This is a genomic window from Variovorax sp. FG153 (assembly GCF_057809595.1).
The window spans coordinates 48,176-71,164 of sequence record NZ_JBMDKG010000012.1 but is presented as its reverse complement, the minus strand read 5'-3'; the positions used below and the strand labels follow the sequence as shown (position 1 = coordinate 71,164).

The window sequence follows — 22,989 nt, the reverse complement described above, 5'->3', positions numbered from 1 at the left end:
CCCCGCGATTCTACAATGGCGCCCCGTTCCGAAAGCCCATTGATGACCACGCCGTCGCGCAAGAGCACCGCATTTCCTTCCCGCGCGGCCCCCGCCCAAGACCCCCAGACCGCCGAACGCGAACGTGCCGCGCTGGGCTGGCTGCACACCGCGCACTTCCTGACCAGTGCCCCGCAGCTCGAGCACCTGCCGCCCTTCGACCTGCCCGAGATCGCCTTCGTCGGCCGCTCCAACGCCGGCAAGTCCACCGCCATCAACACGCTCACGCAGCAGACGCGGCTGGCCTTCGCCTCGAAGACGCCCGGGCGCACGCAGCACATCAACCTGTTCGGCATCGGCCGGCAGAAGGTCGACGACGCGGTGCTCGCCGACCTGCCCGGCTACGGCTACGCGGCCGTGCCGCGCGAGGCCAAGCTGCGCTGGCAGCGCGTGATGGGCAACTACCTGATGACGCGCGAGAACCTGCGCGGCGTGGTGCTGATGTGCGATCCGCGCCACGGCCTGACCGAGCTCGACGAGATCCTGCTCGAGGTGATCCGCCCGCGCGTCGAGCAGGGCCTCAAGTTCCTGGTGCTGCTGACGAAGGCCGACAAGCTCACGCGCTCCGAGGGCGCGAAGGTGCTGTCCATCGTGCGACTGCAGGCCGGCGGCGGCGAGGTCAAACTGTTCTCGGCGCTGAAGAAGCAGGGCGTGGGCGAAGCGGCGGAGCTGCTGTCGCGCTGGGTCCATACGGACGAGCCAGCCGCCGAGCCCGAGCCGCCCGAAGAGTCCTGAGGCAGACCCGGCTGCAGCGGCCGTCCCTTCTGCCTGATTCACTATTGAAACGATAGCAAAGAGGAGACAGACGCATGATCGAGACCTTCCAACGCAGCCTGCCCAACGGCACCACCCTGAGCTGCCGCGCCGCCGGCGAACCCGGCCGCCCGCTGATGGTGTTCCTGCACGGCTTTCCCGAGGCCGCGTTCATCTGGGACGAACTGCTCGCCCATTTCGCCGATCCCGCGCATGGCGGCTACCGCTGCGTCGCACCGAACCTGCGCGGCTTCGAGAAGTCGAGTTCGCCCACCGACGTGGCCGAATACAAGGCGCACCTGCTGATCCAGGACATCCAGCAACTGGTGGCCACCGAGAGCAAGGACGGCACCATGGCCGCGCTGGTCGCGCACGACTGGGGCGGCGCCTTCGGCTGGGGCTATGCCAACGCCTTCCCGCAGCAGGTCGGCAAGCTGGTGATCATCAACTCGCCGCACCCCGGCACCTTCACGCGCGAGCTGCGCAACAGCCCGGCGCAGCAGCAGGCCAGCGCCTACATGAACTTCCTCGCGCGGCCCGATGCCGAGGCCCTGCTCGCGGCCGACGACTTCAAGCGCATGTGGCCCTTCTTCCTGCTGATGAAGGCCGGGCCCGACGGCTTCGGCTGGCTCACCGAGGAAGTGAAGCAGCAGTACCGCGAGGTCTGGAGCGCGGGCCTCACCGGTGCCTGCAACCTCTACCGCGTGACGCCGATGAAGCCGCCGCTGCCGGGCCAGACCGTCGACGGCATTCCGGTGCTGCCGCGCGAGCGGCTGGTGGTGAACGTGCCGACCTTCGTGTTCTGGGCGCTCGACGATGCCGCGCTGCTGCCGGGCCTCCTCGAGGGGCTCGACGAGTACGTGCCCGATCTGGTGGTCAAGAAGGTGCCGGGCGCCACCCACTGGATCGTGCACGAGCAGCCGCGGCTCGTGGCGGGCGAGATCGAGGCCTTCCTCAGTAAATAGGAGGGTCGCCCTCGGGGCGGGTCTTGAAGCGCCGGTGCACCCAGTAGTACTGGGCCGGCATCGGATCGATGTAGCCCTGCAGCCGCGTGTTCATCAGCGCGGTGTCGGCCTCGACGTCGTCGGTCGGGAAGTTCTGCCAGGTCTCGAGCACCTCGATCTCGTAGCCGCCGCGCGTGAGCTTCGCGACGATCGGCACCACCTTCGCCTTGCCCAGCCGCGCGAAGCGCGAGAGCGAGGGCACGGTGGCCGCCTGCACGCCGTAGAAGGGCACGAAGATGGTCTGGTCGCGGCCGAAGTCCATGTCGGGCAGCAGGTACAGGAGCCCGCCCTTGCGCAGCCCCGCGAGCACCGGCTTGATGCCGTCGACCCGGTTGAGCGCCGCCACGTCGCCGAAGCGCGTGCGGCCCTCGCGGATCCAGGCATCGACCATCGGATCGCGCTGGGTCGTGTAGATGGTGGCCGAGGGCCGCGCCGTGTGCATCGTGAGCGCGGTGGCCGCGGCGTCGAGGCCGTAGAAGTGCGGCGCGAACAGGATCATGGGCGCGCTGCCCTCGGCGATCTCGCGGATCTCCGACGCCGCGCCCACGATCTTCAGCCGGCTCGCCACCACCTTCTCGGGCGCATGCCAGAGCCAGCTGCGGTCGAGCCACGACTGCGCCACGTAGACGAAGCTCTGCTTCGCGATCGCGCGCCGCTCGGCCTCGGACTTCTCGGGGAAGCAGACCGCGAGGTTGGTGTCGACCACGCGCCGGCGCGGCAGCGCGAGCGTGTGCAGCACGCGGCCCAGGAAGGCACCGAAGCCGCGCACCAGCGGCAGCGGCAGCGGCGCGATCGCGCGCATGAAGCCGATGCCCAGACGGGAACCCAGGCTCATCGTGCCGCCCCCCCGACTTCGGCCATCTCGGGCGCATCGGCCTTCGGCTGCTTGTAGCGCGCGTAGTCCCACACATACTGGCCCGGCAGGCTGCGGATCAGCCGGCCGATGGCCTCGTTCATCGCGGCGGCCGCGTCCTCGAGCGGCGCCTTCGGATCGGTCAGCGCGGTGCCCACGATCGGCTCGAAGCGGATCACGTAGCCCGCGCCGCGCGGCAGCCGCTCGCACACGCTGAGGAAGCAGGCCGCGCCGGTCTGCTGCGCGAGCCGCGGCAGCAGGCTCATGGTGTAGGCGGGCCGGCCGAGGAACGGCGCCCACACGCCCTGCCCCAGCGGCGGCACCTGGTCGGGCAGAATGCCGGTGTAGCCGCCGTTGCGCAGCGTGCGCATCAGGCCGCGCACGCCGGTGATGCTGGTCGGCAGGGTCTGCAGCCCGGGCCGGTCGCGCGAGCCGGCGGCGATCAACTCGGCCATCCACTTCTTGCGCGCGGGACGGAACAGCGCCGTGATGGGTCCGTAACGCTCGTGGAAGCGTTCGCCGATCGCCTGGCCGCACATCTCCCAGCTGCCCAGGTGGGGCGCGACCAGGATCACGCCCTTCTTCGCCTGCAGCGCGACCTCGAAGGCCTCGACGCCCTCCCAGCGCAGCACGCGCGGCAGCACCGTCTCGCCATGGGGACGCAGCCACAACCAGGGCAGCTCGGAGGCCATCTTGCCGGCCGCGGCGATGGCCGGGCGATAGGCGCCGGGCCCGAAGCCCGCGCTCTGCGCATTGGCCCGGAAGCGCCTTCGGTAGCCGGGCGCGAGGGCCCATACCAGCCATCCGAGCCCCGCGCCGAACCAATGCATCACGGGCATCGGTACGCGGGCGAGCAATCGGAAGAGAGCGATCATGGACAGGTCGGGAATGGGGTCAAGGACGCGCGCGCACGGTTTGGCGCGGCTCGAATAGAATCGAAATTGTCGCCGAGTTACGGAACAACTTGCAGGGCGACAAGCACAGGCGCCGCATGGCGATTGTGCCCGCCGATGGCTCATCGGCAATCTGCTAAAGCGTTCGCCAGGGCTCCGCAGAGTTGGCAACGCGCCAAACCACTTCAAGGAGCTTTGAACAAATGGCGAACGACTTCCTCTTCACTTCCGAATCCGTCTCCGAAGGCCACCCCGACAAGGTGGCCGACCAGATCTCGGACGCCATCCTGGACGCGATCTTCGAGCAGGACCCGCGCAGCCGCGTGGCCGCCGAGACGCTGACCAACACCGGCCTCGTGGTGCTCGCCGGCGAGATCACGACCAACGCGCACGTCGACTACATCCAGGTCGCGCGCGACACCATCAAGCGCATCGGCTACGACAACACCGACTACGGCATCGACTACAAGGGCTGCGCGGTCATGGTCTGCTACGACAAGCAGTCCAACGACATCGCCCAGGGCGTCGACCACGCATCGGACGACCACCTGAACACCGGCGCCGGCGACCAGGGCCTGATGTTCGGCTACGCCTGCGACGAGACGCCCGAGCTGATGCCCGCGCCGATCTACTACGCGCACCGCCTGGTCGAGCGCCAGGCCCAGCTGCGCAAGGACGGCCGCCTGCCCTTCCTGCGTCCCGACGCCAAGAGCCAGGTGACGATGCGCTACGTCGACGGCAAGCCGCACAGCATCGACACCGTGGTGCTCTCGACCCAGCACAGCCCCGACCAGAGCGAGACGCCGACCAAGATGAAGGCCTCGTTCAACGAAGCCATCATCGAGGAGATCATCAAGCCCGTGCTGCCCAAGGAATGGCTGCAGAACACGCGCTACCTGATCAACCCGACCGGCCGCTTCGTCATCGGCGGCCCGCAGGGCGACTGCGGCCTCACGGGCCGCAAGATCATCGTCGACACCTACGGCGGCGCCTGCCCGCACGGCGGCGGCGCGTTCTCGGGCAAGGACCCGTCGAAGGTCGACCGCTCGGCCGCCTATGCCGCGCGCTACGTGGCCAAGAACATCGTGGCCGCCGGCCTGGCGCGCCAGTGCCAGATCCAGGTGGCCTACGCCATCGGCGTGGCCCAGCCGATGAACATCACGGTCTACACCGAAGGCACCGGCGTGATCCCCGACGAGAAGATCGCCGAGCTCGTGCGCGAGCACTTCGACCTGCGTCCGAAGGGCATCATCCAGATGCTCGACCTGCTGCGCCCGATCTACCAGAAGACCGCGGCCTACGGCCACTTCGGCCGCGAGGAGCCCGAGTTCACCTGGGAAGCGACCACGCAGGCCGCGGCCCTGCGCGCTGCCGCCGGCCTCTGAGGCCTACCCCGCGTTTTCCGCCGGCCCCGCTGGCGGAAAACGCACCGTGACCAGCAGCCCGCTCGCCTCGCGCGGGTTGGCCGCCAGGTCCACGTCGGCATCGAAGGCCCGCGCGATCTCGCGCACGATGGCCAGCCCCAGCCCCGTTCCCTCGCTGTCCTGCGCCACCCGGTAGAAGCGCTCGAACACGCGCTCGCGTGCCTCGGCGGGGATGCCCGGACCGTTGTCCTCCACGCTCAGCACGACCGCGTCCGCGGCCTCACCTACGCCCACGCCCAGCGTCACCCGGCCGCCCTCGTGCGTGTAGCGCAACGCGTTGTCGAGCAGGTTGGTGACCAGCGCATCGAGCAGCGCCGGCTGCGCCCGCACGAACGCCGTGCCGGGCGCTTCCAGTCCCAGGTCGATGCGGCGCCGGTCGGCCAGTGCCGCGAGCTGCTCGACGCAGCGCAGCGCCACCGCCGCGAGGTCGACCCGCTCGAGCCGCGTGTGCGCATCGCCGTGCTCGGCCTGTGCGAGCAGCAGCAGCTTGTTGGTGACGTCGACCAGCCGCCGATTGCTGGTCTGCATCGCGAGCCACATCGCATCCATGTCGGCGCGGCGCGTGTCCCATTCGCCGCGGTGCTGGCGCGTGTAGCGCGCGTACTCGATCTGCGAGGCCTGCATCGCCAGCGGCGTGCGCAGCTGGTGCGCCGCGTCGGCGATGAAGCGCCGCTGTGCCTCCGAGTGCGCGCGCAACTGCGCGACGAAGCGGTTGATGGTGTCGGCCACCGGCCGCAGCTCGGTATGCAGCGCGCCGGGATCCACCACCAGGTCGAGATGCAGGGGATCGCGCTGCGCGAGCTGCTGGCTCAGCCGCACGATGGGCCGCAGCTCCAGCGTCAGCGCGGCCACGGCGAGCGCGATGGCCAGCGCCAGCGCGATCAGCAGGTACTCCATCGACGGCCACCACAGCGTGCGCAGCATGTGGTCGCGGCTGCGCTCGGTCTTGCCCACGGCGATGGTGATGTCGCGCGCGCCGCCGATCTCGTACATCGAGCGCGTGGTGACGACCGCGCGCAGCGGCAGGCCCGCGAATTCCGCGTCGTACCACTGGGCGCGGTCCACGCCCTCGGGCTTGCGCCGGGCCGGCAGCGGGAAGTCGGGCGAACCGGCCAGCAGCTCGCCGTTGGCGCCCGTCACGCTGAGGAACACGCGGTCGTGCTCGGGCGAGACGAACAGGCTCAGCGCCGATGGCGGCACGCTGGCCCGCACGTCGTCGTCCTCCCAGATCAGGCGGTCGGACAGCACCTTGGCCGAGGACAGCAGGTCGTGGTCCTGCACGTAGTCGGCCACTTCCGCCGCATTGCGCCAGTTGAGCCAGCCGCAGACCGCCACGAACAGCGACAGCGGCAGCAGCAGCCACAGCGCGAGGCGCAGGCGCAGGCTGGAGCGCTTCATTCTTCCTGGCGCGTGCGCAGCAGGTAGCCCACGCCGCGCAGCGTGATGATGGTCGCCTGGCTGGCCTCGAGCTTCTTGCGCAGCCGATGGATGTAGATGTCCACCGCATCCGCGCTGGGCTCGTCGTCGAGGCCGAAGATGGCGTCGATCAGCGCCTGCTTCGATACCGTGCTGCCGGCCTTGAGCATCAGGGTCTCGAGCAGCGTGCGCTCGCGCGGCGGCAGCGCCAGTTCCTCGCCGGCCAGCGCGAACTGGCGCGTGCGCAGGTCGTAGCGCAGGTCGCCGCAGGCGATGTCGTTGGCCTTGCCCGGCATCTGCCGGCGCACCAGCACCTTGATGCGCGCCACCAGCTCGCGGATCTCGAAGGGCTTCACCAGGTAGTCGTCGGCGCCGATCTCCAGGCACAACACCTTCTGGTCGAGCGAGGCGGTGGCCGTGAGGATGATCACCGGCACCGTGTCGCCGCGCTCGCGCAGCCGGCGCAGCACCGCCTTGCCCGGCAGGCCCGGGATGTTGAGGTCGAGCAGCACCACGTCGTAGGCGGCCTGGGCCAGCTGCAGGTCGGCGGCCTCGCCGTTGGCGACGTGGTCGACCACGAAGTCCTGTTCGCGCAGCAGGCTGGCAAGCCAGTGCGCGAGTTGCGGGTTGTCTTCGATCAGCAGCAGCTTCATGCGGTCGGCGGGAGTGGCCGTGGATTCTAGGAAGGGCCACGGGAAAGGCGGCAGCCTAGGGATAACCATGAGGAATCGCGCCCGGCGCTGAAAGCTGGCCGAAGGATCGCGATTCCTAGACTGGCCCGACCGAACAACCCCGACCGGAGACACCCGACCCCATGTCCGCCACCCGCCGCACCCTGCTCGCCGCCGCGCTCTGCGCCGCCTTCGCCACGCCCTTCGCCCAGGCCGCCGACGCCCCCATCACCATCATGGTGGGCGGCATCAACAAGATCATCTACCTGCCGGCCAAGCTCACCGAGGCGCTGGGCTACTTCAAGGACGAGGGGCTGAACGTCGAGCTACAGTCGCAGCCCGCGGGCGTCGATGCCGAGAACCAGCTGATCGCCGGCGCCGTGCAGGGCGTGGTCGGCTTCTACGACCACACCATCGACCTGCAGAGCAAGGGCAAGGAGATCCAGGCGATCGCCGTCTTCTGCAAGGTGCCCGGCGAAGTCGAGCTGGTCAGCACCAAGGCCGACGCGGCCGGCTTCAAGAGCATGGCCGACGCCAAGGGCGGCAAGACCCTGGGCGTGACCGGCCTGGGCTCGTCGACCGACTTCCTCACGCGCTACCTCGCCGACCGCGCGGGCGTGGCCTCGAAGGACTACTCGCTGCTGCCCGTGGGCGCCGGCAACACCTTCATCGCCGCGATGAAGCAGGACCGCATCCAGGCCGGCATGACGACCGAGCCCACGGTGTCGCAGATGATCAAGAGCGGCGACGCCAAGGTGCTGGTCGATCTGCGCACCGAGGCCGACACGGTGAAGGCGCTCGGCGGCCTCTACCCGGCCGCCAGCCTCTACGTGCAGAACGCCTGGGCCGAGTCGCACAAGGCCGAGGCCGGCAAGCTGGCACGCGCCTTCGCGCGCACCATGCAGTACATCCAGTCGCACAGCGCCGAGGAGATCGCCGAGAAGGTGCCGCGCGACTACTACGGCAACGACAAGGAACTCTACGTGCAGGCGCTCAAGGCCTCGCTGCCGATGTTCACCGCCGACGCGAAGATGCCCGCGGGCGGCCCCGAGACCGTGCTCAAGGTGCTCGCCACCTACAAGCCGCTTGTGAAGAGCAAGAACATCGACCTGTCGAAGACCTACAGTAACGCCTACCTCGCGGCGGCGAAATGACCATGCGCCACGGTTCTCCCTCCTCCGGCGGCGGCAACGTCGCGGCCACCTCAGCGATCGACTTCGACGACGTGTCGCTGCGCTTCATCTCGCAGGACGGCAACGCCACGGTCGCGCTGCGCAACTTCAGCATGTCGGTGGCGCGCGGCGAGTTCGTCGCCATCGTCGGGCCCACGGGCTGCGGCAAGTCGACCACGCTCAACATGATCACCGGCCTGCTCAAGCCCACCGTCGGCAATGTGCGCGTGATGGGCCAGCCGGTGACCGGCGTCGACCCGCGCATCGGCTTCGTGTTCCAGGCCGACGCGGTGTTCCCGTGGCGCAGCGTGGAGGACAACGTGGCGGCCGGCCCGATCTTCCGCGGCAAGCCGAAGAAGGAAGCGATGGAACTGGCGCAGCAGTGGATCCACCGCGTGGGCCTGGCCAAGTTCGGCAAGCACTACCCGCACCAGCTCTCGGGCGGCATGCGCAAGCGCGTGGCGCTGGCCCAGACCTTCATCAACGACCCCGAGATCCTGCTGATGGACGAGCCCTTCTCCGCGCTCGACATGCAGACCCGCACGCTGATGCAGGACGAGCTGCTGCAGCTGTGGTCGAACAACGGCGGCAGCGTGGTCTTCGTGACCCACGACCTCGAGGAGGCGATCGCGCTGGCCGACCGCGTGTTCGTGCTCTCGGCGCGGCCCGCCACGCTCAAGCGCGTCTACGAGATCGACCTGCCGCGACCGCGCGTGATGGCGCAGGTGCGCTACGACGCGCAGTTCATCGAACTGTCCAAGCACATCTGGGACGACCTGCGCGAAGAGGTCGTCATCCAATGAACAACGCTGTCACACCCTCCCACGCCGCCATGAGCACATCCACCACCACGCCTGCCGCCGCGCAGCTTCCCTCGGCCCTCAGCGACGCCGCGCTCGCGCGCGAATCCGAGATCGCGCAGGCGGCCATCCGCGGCCGGCGCCGCATGATCATCGCGCTGCGGCTGGTCGTGCTGGTGGTCGCGCTCGGCGGCTGGGAGATCGCGGCGCGCCTCAAGTGGATCGATCCGTTCTTCTATTCGATGCCCACGATGATCTACGACCAGCTCGTGGAGTGGATGCGCGACGGCACGGCCCAGGGGTCGCTGTGGATGCAGGTCGCGGTGACGCTCGAGGAGACGGTGATCGGCTTCCTGATCGGTTCCATCGCCGGCGTGATCTGCGGCATCGTGCTCGGTCGCAACAAGCTGCTGTCGGACGTGTTCAGCCTCTACATCCAGATCGCCAACTCGATCCCGCGCGTGGTGCTCGGCTCGATCTTCGTGATCGCGCTCGGCCTGGGCATGGCCTCGAAGGTGGCGCTCGCGGTGGTGATGGTGTTCTTCGTGGTCTTCGGCAATGCCTTCCAGGGCGTGCGCGAAGCCGACAAGTACATGATCGCGAACGCGCAGATCCTCGGCGCCTCGCCGCGCCAGCTCACGATGGCGGTGGTGATCCCCTCGGCGATGTCCTGGATCCTCGCGAGCCTGCACGTGAGCTTCGGCTTCGCGCTGGTCGGCGCGGTGGTCGGCGAGTTCCTCGGCGCCAAGGAAGGCATCGGCCTCTTGATCTCGACCGCGCAGGGCGCCTTCAATGCCAGCGGCGTGTTCGCGGCGATGATCGTGCTCGCGGTGGTCGCGCTGGCGGCCGACTTCCTCTTGAGCTCGCTCGAGAAGCGGCTGCTGAAGTGGCGGCCCGCGGCCTTCTGAGGCGCTTGGCCATCCATCGCGACGGCGGGCAGTGCCCGCCGTTTTTCATGGCGGCCCGCAGGCTCAGAAGCGGTACGAACCGCTCATGCCCACCGTCCAGTTGCGCCCTGGCGCGGGCTCGAAATAGCGCGCATTGCCTTCGTTGACGATGACCGAGCCGGCATAGCGGCGGTCGAACAGGTTGTCCACGCGCGCGAAGGCGTTGAACTCCCAGCGCTCCCACTTCTTGAGATAGCCGGCATAGGCCGCCGCGACCGCATAGCCCGGCGCGCTCGCGCTGTTGAGGTCGTTGGCCTGGATGCGGCCCAGCGCGCGCATCTCCACGCCCGCGCGCCAGCCCTCGGGCGGTACCCAGCCCAAGGAGGCGAACAGCGACTGCCGCGCGATACCCGGGATGCGGTTGCCCGCGGCCACCGTGTTGGCGGCCGCGCACGGCGAGGGCGAGCAGAAGGCATCGCGGTAGGTGGCGTCGAGCCAGGTGTAGGCGAGCTGGGTGCGCCAGTGGTTCTCGGTCTCGTGCTGCCAGGCCAGCTCGAAGCCGTTGCGCCGCGTGCGGCCCGCGTTCTGGAAGGTGGCGCGGCCGCCGATGTTGGTGTCGGTCACGATCTCGTCGCGCGTGCGGGTGCGAAACAGCGCCGCGGTCAAGAGCCCGCCGCCGAGCCGCGCCTTGGCGCCGAGCTCGAGGCTGTCGTTGACCGAGGGCCGCAGCGCGAAGTTGAGCCCGCTCGCGCCGCCCGCGCGGTACGACAGCTCGTTGAGCGTCGGCGTTTCGAAGCCGCGGCCGATGGAGCCGTAGAGCGCGATGTCGCGCGTGGCCTGGAAGCGCAACGAGGCCGCGGGCAGGGTCTTGGCATAGCGCGCGCTGCCGCTGTCGTCGCGGTTGCTGCCGACGATGTAGCGGTCGCCCGAATCGAAGTGCACGTTGCTGCGCCGCAGGCCGGCCTCGAGCGTCCAGCGCTCGGCGAAGCGCCAGGTGGCCTGCGCATAGGGATCGAGGTTCCAGACCTCGTTGCGCTCGTAGCGCCGCAGCCGGCCCTGCACGCCGAGGATCTGGGCCGCGCCGCTGCCGAGGTAGTTCTCGTAGCCGCGGCGCCATTCGCGCAGGCTGTCGTAGCCCAGGCCCGCCACCAGCTCGAACGGGCGATCCGCCAGGGTGAAGGCACCGGTCCAGCGCAGGTCGAGTCCGCCGTACTGGCGCGTGAGGTCGATCACGCCGCCCGCATGCAGCGGGTTCTGCTGCGCCGAGGGCGGGATCGACTGGTACTGCGTGGTCTTGCGCTCGCCGCCGTAGACCATCAGGCGCAGCTGCTGCGTCTGGCTCAGGCGGCGCTCGTAGAGCAGGCCGGCCTGGGTCTGCTCGACGGTCTTGCGGGTGTCGTACTGCACGGCCAGCGGCGCGAGGCGCGGGGCCAGCGCGTACTGGTCGGCCGTGAGGCCCAGCGGGTCCTGCGCATCGATGCGCACGCTGTTGACGACCAGCGTGAGCCGGTCGCCGTTGTCGAGCGCGATGCCGAGCTTGCCGTTGGCGATGTCGCGCCGCGCGGCGCTGTGCTCGCGCCAGCCGTCGGTCTGGAAGCGGCTGGCGCCCAGCAGGTAGTCGACGGCGCCCTGCGAGCCGCTGGCCTGCAGCGACTGGCGCCAGGTGCCGTTGCTGCCGCCCGCCGCCGAGTAGGCCAGCTTCGGCCGGCCCTCGCCCGAGGCGGTGAAGGCCTGCAGCACGCCGCCCGAGGAATTGCCGTAGAGCGCCGAGAACGGTCCGCGCAGGATCTCGACGCGGTCGAGCGAGCCGATGTCGATGTTCGAGGTCTGGCCCTGGCCGTCGGGCAGGGTGGCGGGAATGCCGTCGACATAGAGCCGCACGCCGCGCACGCCGAAGGTCGAGCGCGCGCCGAAGCCGCGGATCGAGAGCTGCAGGTCCTGCGCGTAGTTGAGGCGGTTCTGCACCTGCAGCCCGGGCACCGCGCCCAGGCTCTCGGACAGGTTCACGCCGAGGCGGCCATCGCGCATGGACTCGCCGTCGACGCGATCGACCGAGCCCGGCACGTTGAAGGGCGCGACCTCGCCGCGCGGCGTGGAGACGGTGATCTCGCGCAGCGAGGCACCCGCGAACGGCGACGGCGCCTCGGTCACGGACTGCGCACGCGAAGCCGCAGAGAGATCGAGCAGGAGACAGGCGACGGCAGCGGCGGCAACGGGTTTCATGCCGCCGATTCTGCGGTGTCGCGCCGCGGCCGGACCTCGGGGTTTCTCACCGTGGCGCGCGCCATGCGCGCAGCGATGCGACGCGCTACTCGCTGGCCGGGCGCGGCCGGCACCAGCCGTACCACACGCCCACCGCCACCGGGATGCCGAGCGTGATCCAGGCCAGCACGTCGCCCAGGCCGCCATCGCTGAACAGCGCCGAGATCAGGCCGAAGATGGTGAGCAGGCCGAGGGCGATCGGCCAGCCCCAGAGACGCCAGAAGCCGTGGTGCTGCGGATGCTTTGCGGTCATGGGCTTAGGCTTTCAATGCGGGCGCGGGATCGGCCTGCGGTGCGCCGCCCTCCTCGCGCTGCGGACGTTCGGCGGTCGCCCTGGAAGTCGCCGCGGGCACGGTGTTGCCGCGCTTGAGCCACAGGTACAGGCCGCTGCCCAGCACGATGATGGTCGCGATGTCGAGCAGCGCCCAGAGGATCTGCATCGGCATGCCGCCGTAGTCGCCGAAGTGCAGCGGCTGCGACACCAGCAGCGCCGTGAGGTACCAGGGCAGCTTCGGCGCCGCCGTGACCTGCGCGGTCTTCGCATCGACCAGCACCGGCTGCAGCAGCTTCGAGGTGAAGGGCTCCTTGCCTTGCAGGAAGAAGGTGGTGTGGTGCGGGCTCGAGAACGAGGTGCCCGGGAAGGCGATGAACGACAGCCGGTTGCCCGGTGCCTGCTGCATCGCCGCCTCGTAGGAGCGCTGCACCGAGCCGCGCTCGCTCACCGCGACCACGGGCTCGTTCTTGTAGGGCGCGAGCAGCGTGCTGAGCTGGTCGTACTGCCAGTACTTGATCACCAGGTCGGCCCAGGTGTTGATCATGCCGGTGGCGCCCACCACGAACAGCCACACCAGCGTGACGATGCCCAGCAGGTTGTGCAGGTCGAGCCACTTGAGGCGCGGGCGCTTCTCGCGGCGCACCGTGCCGAAGTCGAGCTTGCGCATGAACGGCGAATAGAGCACCACGCCCGAGACGATCGCGACCAGCAGCAGGAAGCCCATGAAGCCGAGGAACAGCTTGCCCGGCAGGCCCGCGAACAGGTCGACGTGCAGCTTGAACATCACGTACATGAAGCCCTCGTCGAACTTCGGCTGCGCGAGGATGGCACCGGTGCGGGCATCGACCGCGACCGACTTGAAGTCGTCGGTGGGCGCGGGCGTGGGCGTGAGCGTGACGAACCAGAGGCCGTCGTCGTCCTCGGGCTGCGAGGCGAACTGCACCACGCGATCGGGGTGCTGCGCGCGCGCCACCTCGAGCACGCGGTCGAGGCTCACGCGCGGCGTGTCCGCGGGCATCTTCGGCGCCTCGACCTCGGTGCCCAGCAGGTGGCCGATCTCGTGGTGGAAGATCAGCGGCAAGCCCGTCAGGCACAGCAGCAGCATGAAGACCGTGCACACGAGGCTGCTCCACTTGTGCACCCAGGCCCAGGTCTTGATTTTTCGGCTGTTCATCGACATGGCGGAATTGTCCCCGAGGCTCGGCGTGGCGGCGGCTGCAAAAGCCTCAGAACTTGTAAGTCGCGGTGGCGACCACGTTGCGGCGCGTGCCGTACCAGCAGTCGCCGCGGGCCAGACAGGTGCTGAAGTAGATCTTGTCGGTCACGTTGTTGATGTTGAGCGCATAGCGCCACTGGTCCGACTCGTAGGCCAGCATCAGGTCGAGCAGCGCCACCGACGGCACGCGCGGGCCCGCGCCCGTGCTTTCGATGTCGCGGAAGCCGCTCATGTAGCGCACGCCGGCGCCGGCCGAGAAGCCCGTGATGCCGCCGACGGCGAAGCGGTACTTGCCCCAGACCGACAGCTGGTTGCGCGGCGTGTCGGTGAGCTTGGGATCGACCTCGATGTAGGTGTAGTTGGCGATCAGGTCGAGGTCGCGCGCGAGCGTGGTCTTGAGCTCGAGCTCGAGGCCCTTGTTCTTGCTCGAATCGACCTGGCGGCCGTAGTTCGGGTTGGTGCTGTCGGAGACGGTGCGGTTCTTTTCCTTGAGCGAGAAGACCGAGGCCGTGAAGCTGGTCGGCGAACCCATGGGCTGGTACTTGACGCCGGCCTCGACCTGCTCGCCGCGCAGCGGCTTGAACAGCCGGCCGTTGGCGTCCGTGCCGGCCTGCGGCGTGAACGACTCGGTGTAGCTCAGGTAGGGCGCCCAGCCCGAGGGCAGCGTGTACATCACGCCGAGCCGGCGCGAGGTGGCGGTGGTGGTCTCCGAGGCACTGCCTTCGGTGCCGGCCGTGCTGCGGTCATGGCGCAGGCCCGCGACGAAGATCCAGTTGTCGAGCTTCATCTGGTCCTGCAGGTACACGCCGGCATTGCGCTGCGTGGTGCGGGGCTTCCAGCTCAGGTCCGTCACCGGCACGTAGCCCAGGCCGTAGACCGGGGTGTAGGCGTCGATGGCGCTATAGGCCGAGCCTTCGTACTTGTCCTGGCGCTGGCGCGAGTACTCGGCCCCCACCAGCAGCGTGTGGCGCAGCGCGCCGGTGTCGAAGTGGCCCTCGACATGGTTGTCGATGCCCGTCATGCGGGTCCAGGTCAGCGACTTGTCGTTGATGCGGCCGATCACGCGCTGGCCGATCGGGTCCATGCCCCAGCCGCCGGGGATGGAGAAGAAGTCCGCATAGTGGTAGTGCGAGTCGTTGTAGGTGCGCGACATCCGGAAGTTCTGCCGGAACGACCAGTTGTCGTTGAACTGGTGCTCGAACAGCCAGCCGAAGGTCTTGCGCTCGGTGTCGTAGCCGTCGCCGGGCTCGCCGATGAAGCGGCTCACGGGCAGCTTGCCGTTGACGTTCGGCAGGATCGTGCCCTGCCACGGCAGGAACTGCGAGGTGCTGCCGGTCTTGTCCTTCTGGTAGAGGCCCTGCAGGGTCAGCGAGGTGGCGGCGCTGGGGCGCCAGGTCAGCGAAGGCATGACCAGCGTGCGGTCGTCGGGCACGTAGTCGACCTGCGTGTCGGACTTGCGCTGCAGCGCCACGAGGCGGTACGACCAGTCGCCGTCGGCCGTCAGCGGTCCGGTCAGGTCGGCCTGGATCTGCTTGCGGCCCCAGGAGCCGAACTGCACGCCCACTTCGCGCGCGGCCTGCGTCTGCGGCCGCTTGCTGACCATGTTGATCACGCCACCGGCCGTGCCGGCGCCGAACAGCATGCCCGACGGGCCGCGCAGCACCTCGAGGCGCTCGAGCGTGTAGGGGTCGGGCCGCGCGGTCGCGGTGTACCAGCCCGCGGAGAAGAGCTGCAGCCCGTCGAGGTAGACCGAGGCATCGCTGCCGCGCACCAGGAAGCTGTCGGAGCGCGAGTCCAGGCCGTAGGCATCGGAGCGCACGCCGGCCGCGTAAGTGAGCGCGTCCTGCAGGTTGGTGGCGCCCTGGTCCAGGATCTGGTCGCGGGTCACGACCGTCACCGACTGCGGCGTCTCGGCCAGCGGCGTGTCGGTCTTGGTGGCGGTCGCCGCATTCCTCGCGCGGTAGCCGTTCACCGGCGTGGTCGCCGTTTCGGCCGGGGCCTCGACCCGGATTTCGGGCAGTGCCGTCGTGGCGGCCGTTTGCGCCAGCACCTGCTGGTTCGCGTAGATCGCGAGACACCCCATCAGCGCCAAACCGTTGCGCCGCGTCAACAAGACCGCCATTCCCACTCCGCTCCTCACAAGACATTAAGAATCATTCTCATTCTAGAACGAAGTAGTTCACATTTTTGACAATTCCGGGAGGGTGCAGGGGGCGCTGCGGAAGATGGCGATTCGTTGTTCCGGCGCAACGCAGCTGGCATCGGCACGCACCAGGCGCGGGATAGTCCCGTCAAGCTTCGCCTGCCGCCCCTGCAACATTCGCGTCCGCCGTCATGCACACCTCCCTCGCCTCCCGGTTCCCCGCCCTGCGCGGCGCCGCGGCATGGCTGCTCGCGCTGGCGGCCGCCTTCGTGCTCTCAGGCTGTGCCGGCCTGCCGCCACGGGCGGCCGACACGCCGGTGCTCGCCATCCCCGCTTCCAATGCCACCCTGCTCGGCCGCGCCGCCGCCCATCTCGATGCGCCGCGCGACGGGCTGTCGAGCGTGCGGCCGCTGATCGAGGCCTCGTTCGCGCTCGATGCCCGGCTCGAGCTGATCCGCCGCGCCCAGAGCTCGATCGACGTCCAGACCTACCAGCTCGGCAACGACAAGACCGGCCGCCTGCTGCTGCGCGAGCTGCGCGATGCCGCGCGCCGCGGCGTGCGCGTGCGGCTGCTGCTCGACGACTTCTATACCTCCGGCATGGATCCGCTGCTGCTCGGCCTGGCGGCCGAGTCGAATGCCTCGGTGCGGCTGTTCAACCCCTTCGTGAACGCGCGCGACCACTCGGCCACGCGCTGGATGGAGTTCTTCGGCGATTTCCGGCGGCTCAACCACCGCATGCACAACAAGCTGTTCGTGGCCGACGGCGCCATCGCCATCGCGGGCGGGCGCAACCTCGCCGACGAATACTTCCTGCGCAGCGAGGTCGCCAACTTCATCGACTTCGAACTGCTGATGGCCGGCCCGGTGGTGGCCGAATCGGCCGCGGTCTTCGACACCTACTGGAACAGCGACGTCGTCTATCCGATCGAGACCGTGGCCATCAACCACCGCACGCCGGCCGTGCTGAAGGCCGACTTCGAAACCGCCACCTCGTTGCGCTTCGCGCCCTGGCCCGACCCGCCGGGCGACAGCGACGTGCTCGGCGACCCGCCGCTCGGCCTGCAGCTGCTGAACATCACCACCCTGCAATGGATGCGCGCCGATGCGCACGCCACCGCCGACAGCCCGAACAAGGCGCTCGGCGTGATGCGGCATCCCACCGAATCGGTGGCGCAGCGCTTCCACGAACTGGCCGCCACCGCGCGCTCGAGCGTGCTCGTGATCTCGCCCTACTTCATCCCGGGCGACGAGGGCATGGCACGCATCCGCGAAGGCCGTCGGCGCGGCGTGCAGGTCAGCGTCATCACCAACTCGCTGGCCGACAGCGACGAGCCGCTGGTCAACATCAACTACAACCGCTACCGCGTCGACATGCTCAAGCTCGGCGTGGAGCTCTACGAGGTCAGCACCCAGCAGCTCAAGCGCAGCGGCCAGTTCCGCGACCTGCTGAAGAAGGCGCGCGGCCGGCTGCATGCCAAGCTCGCGCTGATCGACCGCGAATGGGTGATGCTGGGCTCGATGAACCTCGACCCGCGCTCGGCCCTGCTCAACACCGAGTTCGGCGTGCGCGTGCGCAGCTTCGACCTGACCCAGGCCCTGCTCTATGCCTACCAGCTCGACGACATCGAGGGCGTCTACCGCGTCGTGCTCAAGCCCGATGGCGAGAACGTGCAGTGGATCGGCACGGGGGACGTCAACAACGAGGTGCTCGACAGCGAGCCCGATTCGAGCATGCTGACGCGGCTGCAGCTGCTGCTGTTCTCGTGGTTCGTGCCGACGGACCAGCTCTAAGGATCGCCGGCGCGATCACCTGTACATGATCGTGAAGGTCGCGGTGCCATCCGCCCGCCCCGCCCCGATCTTGTCGCCGGTCTGGTAGTAGCGCGCCGTGAAGGGCACGATGTAAGAGCCGTCCTTCGACGGGCCGACCTCCGCGTCATCGCCGAACTTCACGGGCATCTGCTTGTCGTCGACGATCTGGATACCGACGCCCTGCGCCGTCAGTACGGTCCCGCTCGGGGTGATGCGCAGCACGCCTGGTTCGTTCGACGGGTCCTGCACGGCATCCATGCGCAGCAGCACCATGTTCTGGACGCCCGGTCCCGACTGGCAGTTGAGCTTGATGCTGAACTTGCGCTCGGCCGCGGTGCTGCCTTTGCCCCTGAAGTCGCCCTTGGCCACCTTGCCGAAATCCACCAGGATGTTGCGCGAGCCGGCGTCCACCGAACAGGTGGGTGTGATGATCGTGATGCCTTCCCCCAGCAGGAAGGTCGTGAGCACCGAGCGTTGGTCCGACCCCTGGGAGAAATACCGGGTGTAGGTGCCCTGCGCGAAGGGGCCGCTGCCCGTGCGGGCCGCGATCTTGAACAGCTCCACCTGAAAGGCCGAGCCCGGTTGGAACCATCCGAAATCGGAACTCGTGATTGTGTGCGGGTAGTAGGTGCTGGCTTGGGTCCCGCCGAAGAAGCGCGAAAGCCGGATGCCTACGCCGGGTACGTCGGTGGTGAAGACACTGTTGTAGCCGGGCACCGCCGTGCCCTGCAGCATCACGCCTCTCACGGTACCGCCGCCAGGGCAGGTCCAGGGTCTGTCGTTGCCAGTGAGGGTCAGCGGGAATATCTCGCGCCTGATCAGGCCGCCAACCGGGAGATCGTTCGGGATGTACACCCGACCCATCGACATGTTGACCGTCTTCTCGATGTAGCCTGGCACGACGTAGCACTCGGCCAGGGCACCGGACGACAGCGCGAACGCCGTCACGGCCACACCGAGGGAACGGCGCGCGGCCTTCATGGCATGGAATGGATGGCAGCGGTTCATTTCACCTCCTTTGGTTGCGCGCCCTTCGATCCGGCGGGCGTCTCGCACTGCCCGTTCAGTTCCCGGATCGGAGGCGGGTTGGGTTCCTCGGGCAGGCTGTAGACCACCGTGCAGCGGTCCTCCTCGCGCTGCCCCCATCGCACCGTGAGGCGCCCGCTCTGTTCAGCCCCCGTCACGAAGGCCTGTCCATCCGGACCCACGATGCCCATTTCCTGGCCTGTCTCGTTCTCGACCACCGAGCCGAAAGGCAGCGGCTCGCCCTTGCGGTCGCTCAGGGTCAACATCAGCCGAAAACCCACGGCCGTTTCGAACTTCGCCAAGACCACCGCACCGCGCGTGGGGACGACCGCAATCGCCGCGTTCTTGACCTCCACGGTTTCGCCCAGGTCCTGGGTGCGCAGAGCCAGACGGTTCTCCCGATAGGGACTGACGTTGGCGATCACGGCATTTCCCGCCCAGTCGGTGGCGATCCCGGGGCGCGATTCGACGCCCACGCCGGAAGCCTTGGGGACCTGGACCAGTGCGATGGTGTCCCCCAGCGGCTGCGACAGGGTCACGCCACCGCCGTGCGCCAACAGGCCCCCCGCCACGCCGAAGTTGGTCTGCCGGTAGCTGGAGCCCTGCGAATGGCTGAGGTCGAAGCGCCCCACCGGCGACAGATAGCTGGCGCTGGCACTGCCGGTCGATCCGGAGTCATCGACCCGATTGGCCGATACGCTGTAGCTGAGACGCGAATCCTCGAGCGCGGTGCCGAACACGCTGACCTGCTGGCTGGTGCGGCCCTTGCGCTCCTGCGTCATCGCATACTGGGCGCTGGCACCGGAGGCACCCAGCGGAATGCTCACGGTGAGCATGATCTGATTGCTGGGCTTGTTGCTTCGGTAGCTGCTGCTGCGGTTGTAGTAGATGCTGTAGCCGAACTGCTTGTAGTTCCCCGAGTACCCGATCTGCACCAGGCTGTCCTTGGCGCTGGTACCCCAGTAGCTCTGCTGGCGCGCCGAGGCGAACATGGAGCCCCAGTCGCCCAGCGACTGGGAGAGCTCCAGGCGCAGTTCATTGCGACGGTTGTTGAGACGCTCGCTCGGATCGAGGCCTTGCATGTCCGCGGCTTCCTGGAAAGTGCGGTAGCCGCTGGTGGAATAGCGATAACCCGCCACGCGAACGGTGGTCCCCGCATCGAAGGCCTTGGAGTAGAGGAAGCGCACCGACTGGCCGTTGTAGGTCCTGTCGACCAGCAGCGGCAGCGGCATGACGGCGCGCGCGGCCGACAGGTCGGCGGAAATGGCGCCGAAGGCGCGCATGTTCTTGCCCACGCCGGCCATCACCGACTGGTAGCGCCCGGAGGCGATGAACCCGCCGTAGACGCTGTAGTCGTTGCCAAGGCCGTGCGCCACCGTGGCCTGCACGAATGCCGGCTCGGCACGCGATCGCAGCGGCAGGCCCCATGGCGATTGCGCGATTCCGCCGGCGTAGGGAAAGTAGTCGTCACCGGGCGCGCGGCGGTACTTGCCGACCGTGGCGGAAAAGCGCCACGTGCCTTCGCGCAACAACGTGGGCACTGCGGAGAAGGCCTGGATGTACTTGATCTCGCGGCCATCCGCTTCCTTGACGATCACTTCCAGGTCGCCGCTCGACGCCGTGGGATAGAGGTCATCGATCACGAACGCACCGGGCGCCACGAAGGTGCTGTAGATCGTGTAGCCGTTCTGCCGCACCGTCACGCGCGCGTTGGTCTGCGCAATGCCGCGGATGGTGGGGGCATAGCCTTGCTGGCTATCGGGGAGCATGGCCTCGTCGGAGGCGAGTTGCACCCCACGGAACGGCATGCTGTCGAACATGTTGCCGGGCGTGTTGCCATCGCCGATCAGCAACTGGGCATTGAGCGAACTCAGATCGCGCTGGGCATAGGTGTTGACCGCCTGCCAGCGGGACTTGCCGTCCGTGCCGCGACTGTAGGTCGAGAAGTGGCGAAAGCGCCAGTCGCGGTAGTTGAAGCCGCCGCGCAAGCCGACGAACAGGCTGTTGCGCCGAGGCTCTTCGTAGGGCTCGCGGAAGGGGTTGCCGTCGAACGCGCTGCGCGGTATGGCGAAGGGATCGGGCCCGCGACGGTAGTTGTCGCCGCCATGGCGCGAGAAGTTGATCTGGTAGTCGACCATGCCGGCCGTGATGCCCCGATCCCACTTGCCGGGATCGACGGCACCGCGCGCCGAGCGCTTCAGCGCCGCCTGCGGAATGCTGAGTGCCAGGTGCAGCTTGCCACTGTCGTAACTGAAGGAGGCATCGGGAACAGCCGCGCCCAGATCAACGCAGGCCTCGTCCGCGAGCGTCGCCAGGGCGGGAAACACCGCCACGTTGACGCCCCACTCGTCGAGCATGCCGCGCGTGAGACAAGGCTCGGCGTCGTTCTTGCCCTCCTTGGCATCGAAGCGGATCGACATCTGCCCCACGCCTCGGCTGTTGACCGACACGTCCACGGTGTACTGACCCGGCAGTACACGATTGCCGAAGGCAAACAGCGACAGGTCGGCGCTCTGCTGGTTGCCGCCAACGCCGAGGAAGCTTTCGTTGAAGGTCGAGGCGGCGAATTGCTGCGCAAAGGCGGGGACGCCCATGGCACCGAGCGCGAGTGCGCACAGACTGAGGCGGAATGGCGCGCCTGCGCGCGTCCGCCGGACATACATGCACCGCATCGGCCTAGCGCTGTGCGCGGTTGATGGTGGAGGCTTCGGCCTTCGGCACCAGTTCGGGCGTCAAGGCCACGGGTTGAGCGCCTTCAGGCACCCTGACGAACTCCTCGGGCGTTTCGCTGCCGTAGTCGTTGATCGTCGTGAAGTTGATCTGAATGGCCTGCGGGCTCTTGAGGGTGCGGATCGGAAAGCTCAACTCTCCGAACGGCGGGACCATGCCCGCATCGAGCTCCTCCTGGTCCTTCTTGTCCTGGCCCTGACCCTTGTTGACCGTGAGTTTCAGCAAGGTGACGTGAAAGGCACTCGCATTGCCGACCTTGAGCACGGCGCCCTGCCCCCCGGGCCCCTCGCTCACGGACCACTTGAGCAGGCCGCGCGCCTCCGCGGCCGAGCCCGGAAGATTGGAGGGCCTGTAGAACAGCTTGAGCCGGTTGCGTATCGCCACCTGGAGCACGTTCTCCTGGTTCGGCTTCTGGGGGATCTCCTTGACGTTGAGCCAGAACGCCGACTCGCGGTCCTTCGGCAATTCGCCGCCGACACGCATGATGCGCAAGAGATTCTCTTTGCCCGGATCGAGCCGGGACAGCGGCGGCGTGACGATCAGCGGGGTCTTGTTGTTGCCTTCGCCGGCGTCGACCCAGGCCTGGACCACATAGGGCAACGTACCGGTGTTCTTCATCGGAAGGGAAGTCTCGCGGTCCTTCTCGTTCAGGACCACGCGCGTGCCGGAGAGCATCACGCTCGCACCCGCCAGCGCCTGAAGCCCGAACATCACCAGGGCACCGAAGACCCACCGAATTCTTTGATTGCTGCACATATCTAGTCCCCTGCGCGAGCCACGCCCATCACGCGCACGCAAGCACCCCGACGCATCGACAACGACGCCTCGAAGAAAAAGCCGATAAAAGGAAATTTCGACGCGAAAGCTGCGCGGCCTTGCGCCGCCGAAAGCGCGTCGATGAAGGCATGGGGCCGCAAGGACCCCATGCCATCAAGCCCGATTAGTTGTAGGCAATCGAGAACTGCGCGGTACCGTCGGCCGGACCGGCGGTCAGGGCGTCCGTGGACGGCGCCGTCGGCGTCACCGGGAAGAAGGACACGTAGCGCGCCTGGAACTTCAGGTTGTTGTCACCCGCACCCAGGATGTATTCGGACGAAGCCGCGCCCAGGGGGATCTTCAGGCCATTCGCATCGCCGATCTCGATGCCGACGCCCTTGGCGGCTTCGACGGTCGAGCCGGAGTTGTTGACCTTCAGCAGGCCTTCGGCCGCGGCGATGTTGCCGGGGACGCCGGCGCCGGAGAAGGTCACCTTGGCCTTGTTGGTACCCGCGGGGCAGTCGCGCAGGTTGATGGTGAACTTGGCCGCGGTGGAGCCCGTTCCCACTGCGGGGAAGGCGTTCTTCGACACCTTGCCGAGAGGCACGGTCATGTTCACGCTCTCGGGCGCCACCGAGCAGATGCTGTCGGTGATTTCGCCCGTGAAGTTGACCGTACCGTCGGCGGCCATCGCGGCTTGCGACAGGGCACCGACAGCGGCGATTACTGCGAGCTTGGTGAATGCATTCTTCAGCATTGGATTCCTTAATAAAAGTAGATACTAATAATTAGCCTGCACATCCTGCAGACCAATGCGATCCTATCCATCCATGCAATAAAAATGCATTCCACAAAA

General features: G+C 68.1%; 19 protein-coding genes. 7 read left to right on the top strand and 12 right to left on the bottom strand.

Annotated features, from left to right (window positions below):
- The first annotated feature begins 42 nt into the window (after window positions 1–42).
- Together yihA and ACODT0_RS15520 are read left to right on the top strand one after the other, a co-directional pair.
- Window positions 43–774 (top strand): ribosome biogenesis GTP-binding protein YihA/YsxC, encoded by a 732-nt coding sequence (gene yihA / locus ACODT0_RS15525; protein ID WP_261209772.1) that lies wholly within the window; start codon window positions 43–45, stop codon window positions 772–774.
- 74 nt (window positions 775–848) lie between these two features.
- Window positions 849–1,757 (top strand): alpha/beta fold hydrolase, encoded by a 909-nt coding sequence (locus ACODT0_RS15520; RefSeq protein WP_261209770.1) that lies wholly within the window; start codon window positions 849–851, stop codon window positions 1,755–1,757.
- On the opposite strand, the gene ACODT0_RS15515 is transcribed toward ACODT0_RS15520, so the two are convergent.
- Both ACODT0_RS15515 and ACODT0_RS15510 read right to left on the bottom strand, forming a co-directional pair.
- On the bottom strand, window positions 1,747–2,631 hold the full coding sequence (locus ACODT0_RS15515; protein WP_489041658.1) for an LpxL/LpxP family acyltransferase: 885 nt from the start codon (window positions 2,629–2,631) through the stop codon (window positions 1,747–1,749). The genes ACODT0_RS15520 and ACODT0_RS15515 overlap by 11 nt on opposite strands.
- The gene (locus tag ACODT0_RS15510) at window positions 2,628–3,524 is read right to left on the bottom strand and encodes a lysophospholipid acyltransferase family protein (RefSeq protein ID WP_489041657.1); all 897 of its coding nucleotides are present in this window, start codon (window positions 3,522–3,524) and stop codon (window positions 2,628–2,630) included. Before ACODT0_RS15510 ends, ACODT0_RS15515 begins: the two co-directional genes overlap by 4 nt.
- A gap of 221 nt (window positions 3,525–3,745) precedes the next feature.
- On the opposite strand from ACODT0_RS15510, the gene metK reads away from it, so the two are divergent.
- On the top strand, window positions 3,746–4,927 hold the full coding sequence (gene metK, locus ACODT0_RS15505) for a methionine adenosyltransferase (protein ID WP_093352062.1): 1,182 nt from the start codon (window positions 3,746–3,748) through the stop codon (window positions 4,925–4,927).
- Between the two features lie 3 nt (window positions 4,928–4,930).
- Here metK and ACODT0_RS15500 read toward each other — a convergent pair whose 3' ends face one another.
- A complete protein-coding gene (locus tag ACODT0_RS15500; RefSeq protein WP_489041656.1) occupies window positions 4,931–6,364 on the bottom strand; it encodes a sensor histidine kinase in 1,434 nt (477 codons plus the stop codon).
- Window positions 6,361–7,035 (bottom strand): response regulator transcription factor, encoded by a 675-nt coding sequence (locus tag ACODT0_RS15495; RefSeq protein ID WP_261209761.1) that lies wholly within the window; start codon window positions 7,033–7,035, stop codon window positions 6,361–6,363. Before ACODT0_RS15495 ends, ACODT0_RS15500 begins: the two co-directional genes overlap by 4 nt.
- Before the next feature lie 161 nt (window positions 7,036–7,196).
- Between ACODT0_RS15495 and ACODT0_RS15490 the strand changes: the two genes are divergently transcribed.
- Genes ACODT0_RS15490 through ACODT0_RS15480 form a run of 3 tightly spaced genes read left to right on the top strand, consistent with a single transcriptional unit; the run spans window position 7,197 to window position 9,933 of the window.
- Window positions 7,197–8,207 (top strand): ABC transporter substrate-binding protein, encoded by a 1,011-nt coding sequence (locus ACODT0_RS15490; protein WP_261209759.1) that lies wholly within the window; start codon window positions 7,197–7,199, stop codon window positions 8,205–8,207.
- 2 nt (window positions 8,208–8,209) lie between these two features.
- Window positions 8,210–9,028: an ABC transporter ATP-binding protein gene (locus tag ACODT0_RS15485; RefSeq protein WP_479671761.1), complete on the top strand. Its 819-nt coding sequence runs from the start codon at window positions 8,210–8,212 to the stop codon at window positions 9,026–9,028.
- A gap of 29 nt (window positions 9,029–9,057) precedes the next feature.
- Entirely contained in the window at window positions 9,058–9,933 is an 876-nt protein-coding gene (locus tag ACODT0_RS15480; RefSeq protein WP_209544717.1) for an ABC transporter permease, read from the top strand.
- 63 nt (window positions 9,934–9,996) lie between these two features.
- On the opposite strand, the gene ACODT0_RS15475 is transcribed toward ACODT0_RS15480, so the two are convergent.
- From ACODT0_RS15475 to ACODT0_RS15460, 4 genes are all read right to left on the bottom strand, one after another.
- Entirely contained in the window at window positions 9,997–12,135 is a 2,139-nt protein-coding gene (locus ACODT0_RS15475; RefSeq protein ID WP_489041655.1) for a TonB-dependent receptor domain-containing protein, read from the bottom strand.
- 85 nt (window positions 12,136–12,220) lie between these two features.
- Window positions 12,221–12,427 carry a hypothetical protein gene (locus tag ACODT0_RS15470; protein ID WP_261209750.1) on the bottom strand — a complete coding sequence of 69 codons (207 nt, stop codon included), beginning with the start codon at window positions 12,425–12,427 and terminating at the stop codon, window positions 12,221–12,223.
- Window positions 12,428–12,431: 4 nt separating this feature from the next.
- Window positions 12,432–13,622: a PepSY-associated TM helix domain-containing protein gene (locus ACODT0_RS15465; RefSeq protein WP_296741141.1), complete on the bottom strand. Its 1,191-nt coding sequence runs from the start codon at window positions 13,620–13,622 to the stop codon at window positions 12,432–12,434.
- Window positions 13,623–13,674: 52 nt separating this feature from the next.
- On the bottom strand, window positions 13,675–15,786 hold the full coding sequence (locus ACODT0_RS15460; RefSeq protein ID WP_489041654.1) for a TonB-dependent siderophore receptor: 2,112 nt from the start codon (window positions 15,784–15,786) through the stop codon (window positions 13,675–13,677).
- Window positions 15,787–15,998: 212 nt separating this feature from the next.
- On the opposite strand from ACODT0_RS15460, the gene ACODT0_RS15455 reads away from it, so the two are divergent.
- The gene (locus ACODT0_RS15455) at window positions 15,999–17,600 is read left to right on the top strand and encodes a phospholipase D-like domain-containing protein (RefSeq protein WP_413764378.1); all 1,602 of its coding nucleotides are present in this window, start codon (window positions 15,999–16,001) and stop codon (window positions 17,598–17,600) included.
- 15 nt (window positions 17,601–17,615) lie between these two features.
- Here the strand turns inward: ACODT0_RS15455 and ACODT0_RS15450 are convergent, their stop codons facing one another.
- The 4 genes from ACODT0_RS15450 to ACODT0_RS15435 all read right to left on the bottom strand — a co-directional run bounded on the left by ACODT0_RS15450 (window position 17,616) and on the right by ACODT0_RS15435 (window position 22,890).
- A complete protein-coding gene (locus ACODT0_RS15450) occupies window positions 17,616–18,629 on the bottom strand; it encodes a fimbrial protein (protein WP_489041652.1) in 1,014 nt (337 codons plus the stop codon).
- Window positions 18,626–21,241, bottom strand: coding sequence for a fimbria/pilus outer membrane usher protein (locus ACODT0_RS15445; RefSeq protein ID WP_489041651.1), 2,616 nt, complete (start codon window positions 21,239–21,241; stop codon window positions 18,626–18,628). The genes ACODT0_RS15450 and ACODT0_RS15445 overlap by 4 nt, the downstream gene beginning before the upstream one ends.
- 82 nt (window positions 21,242–21,323) lie before the next feature.
- Entirely contained in the window at window positions 21,324–22,088 is a 765-nt protein-coding gene (locus tag ACODT0_RS15440; protein WP_479671755.1) for a fimbrial biogenesis chaperone, read from the bottom strand.
- Window positions 22,089–22,317: 229 nt separating this feature from the next.
- The gene (locus tag ACODT0_RS15435) at window positions 22,318–22,890 is read right to left on the bottom strand and encodes a fimbrial protein (protein ID WP_479671754.1); all 573 of its coding nucleotides are present in this window, start codon (window positions 22,888–22,890) and stop codon (window positions 22,318–22,320) included.
- Window positions 22,891–22,989 lie beyond the last annotated feature (99 nt).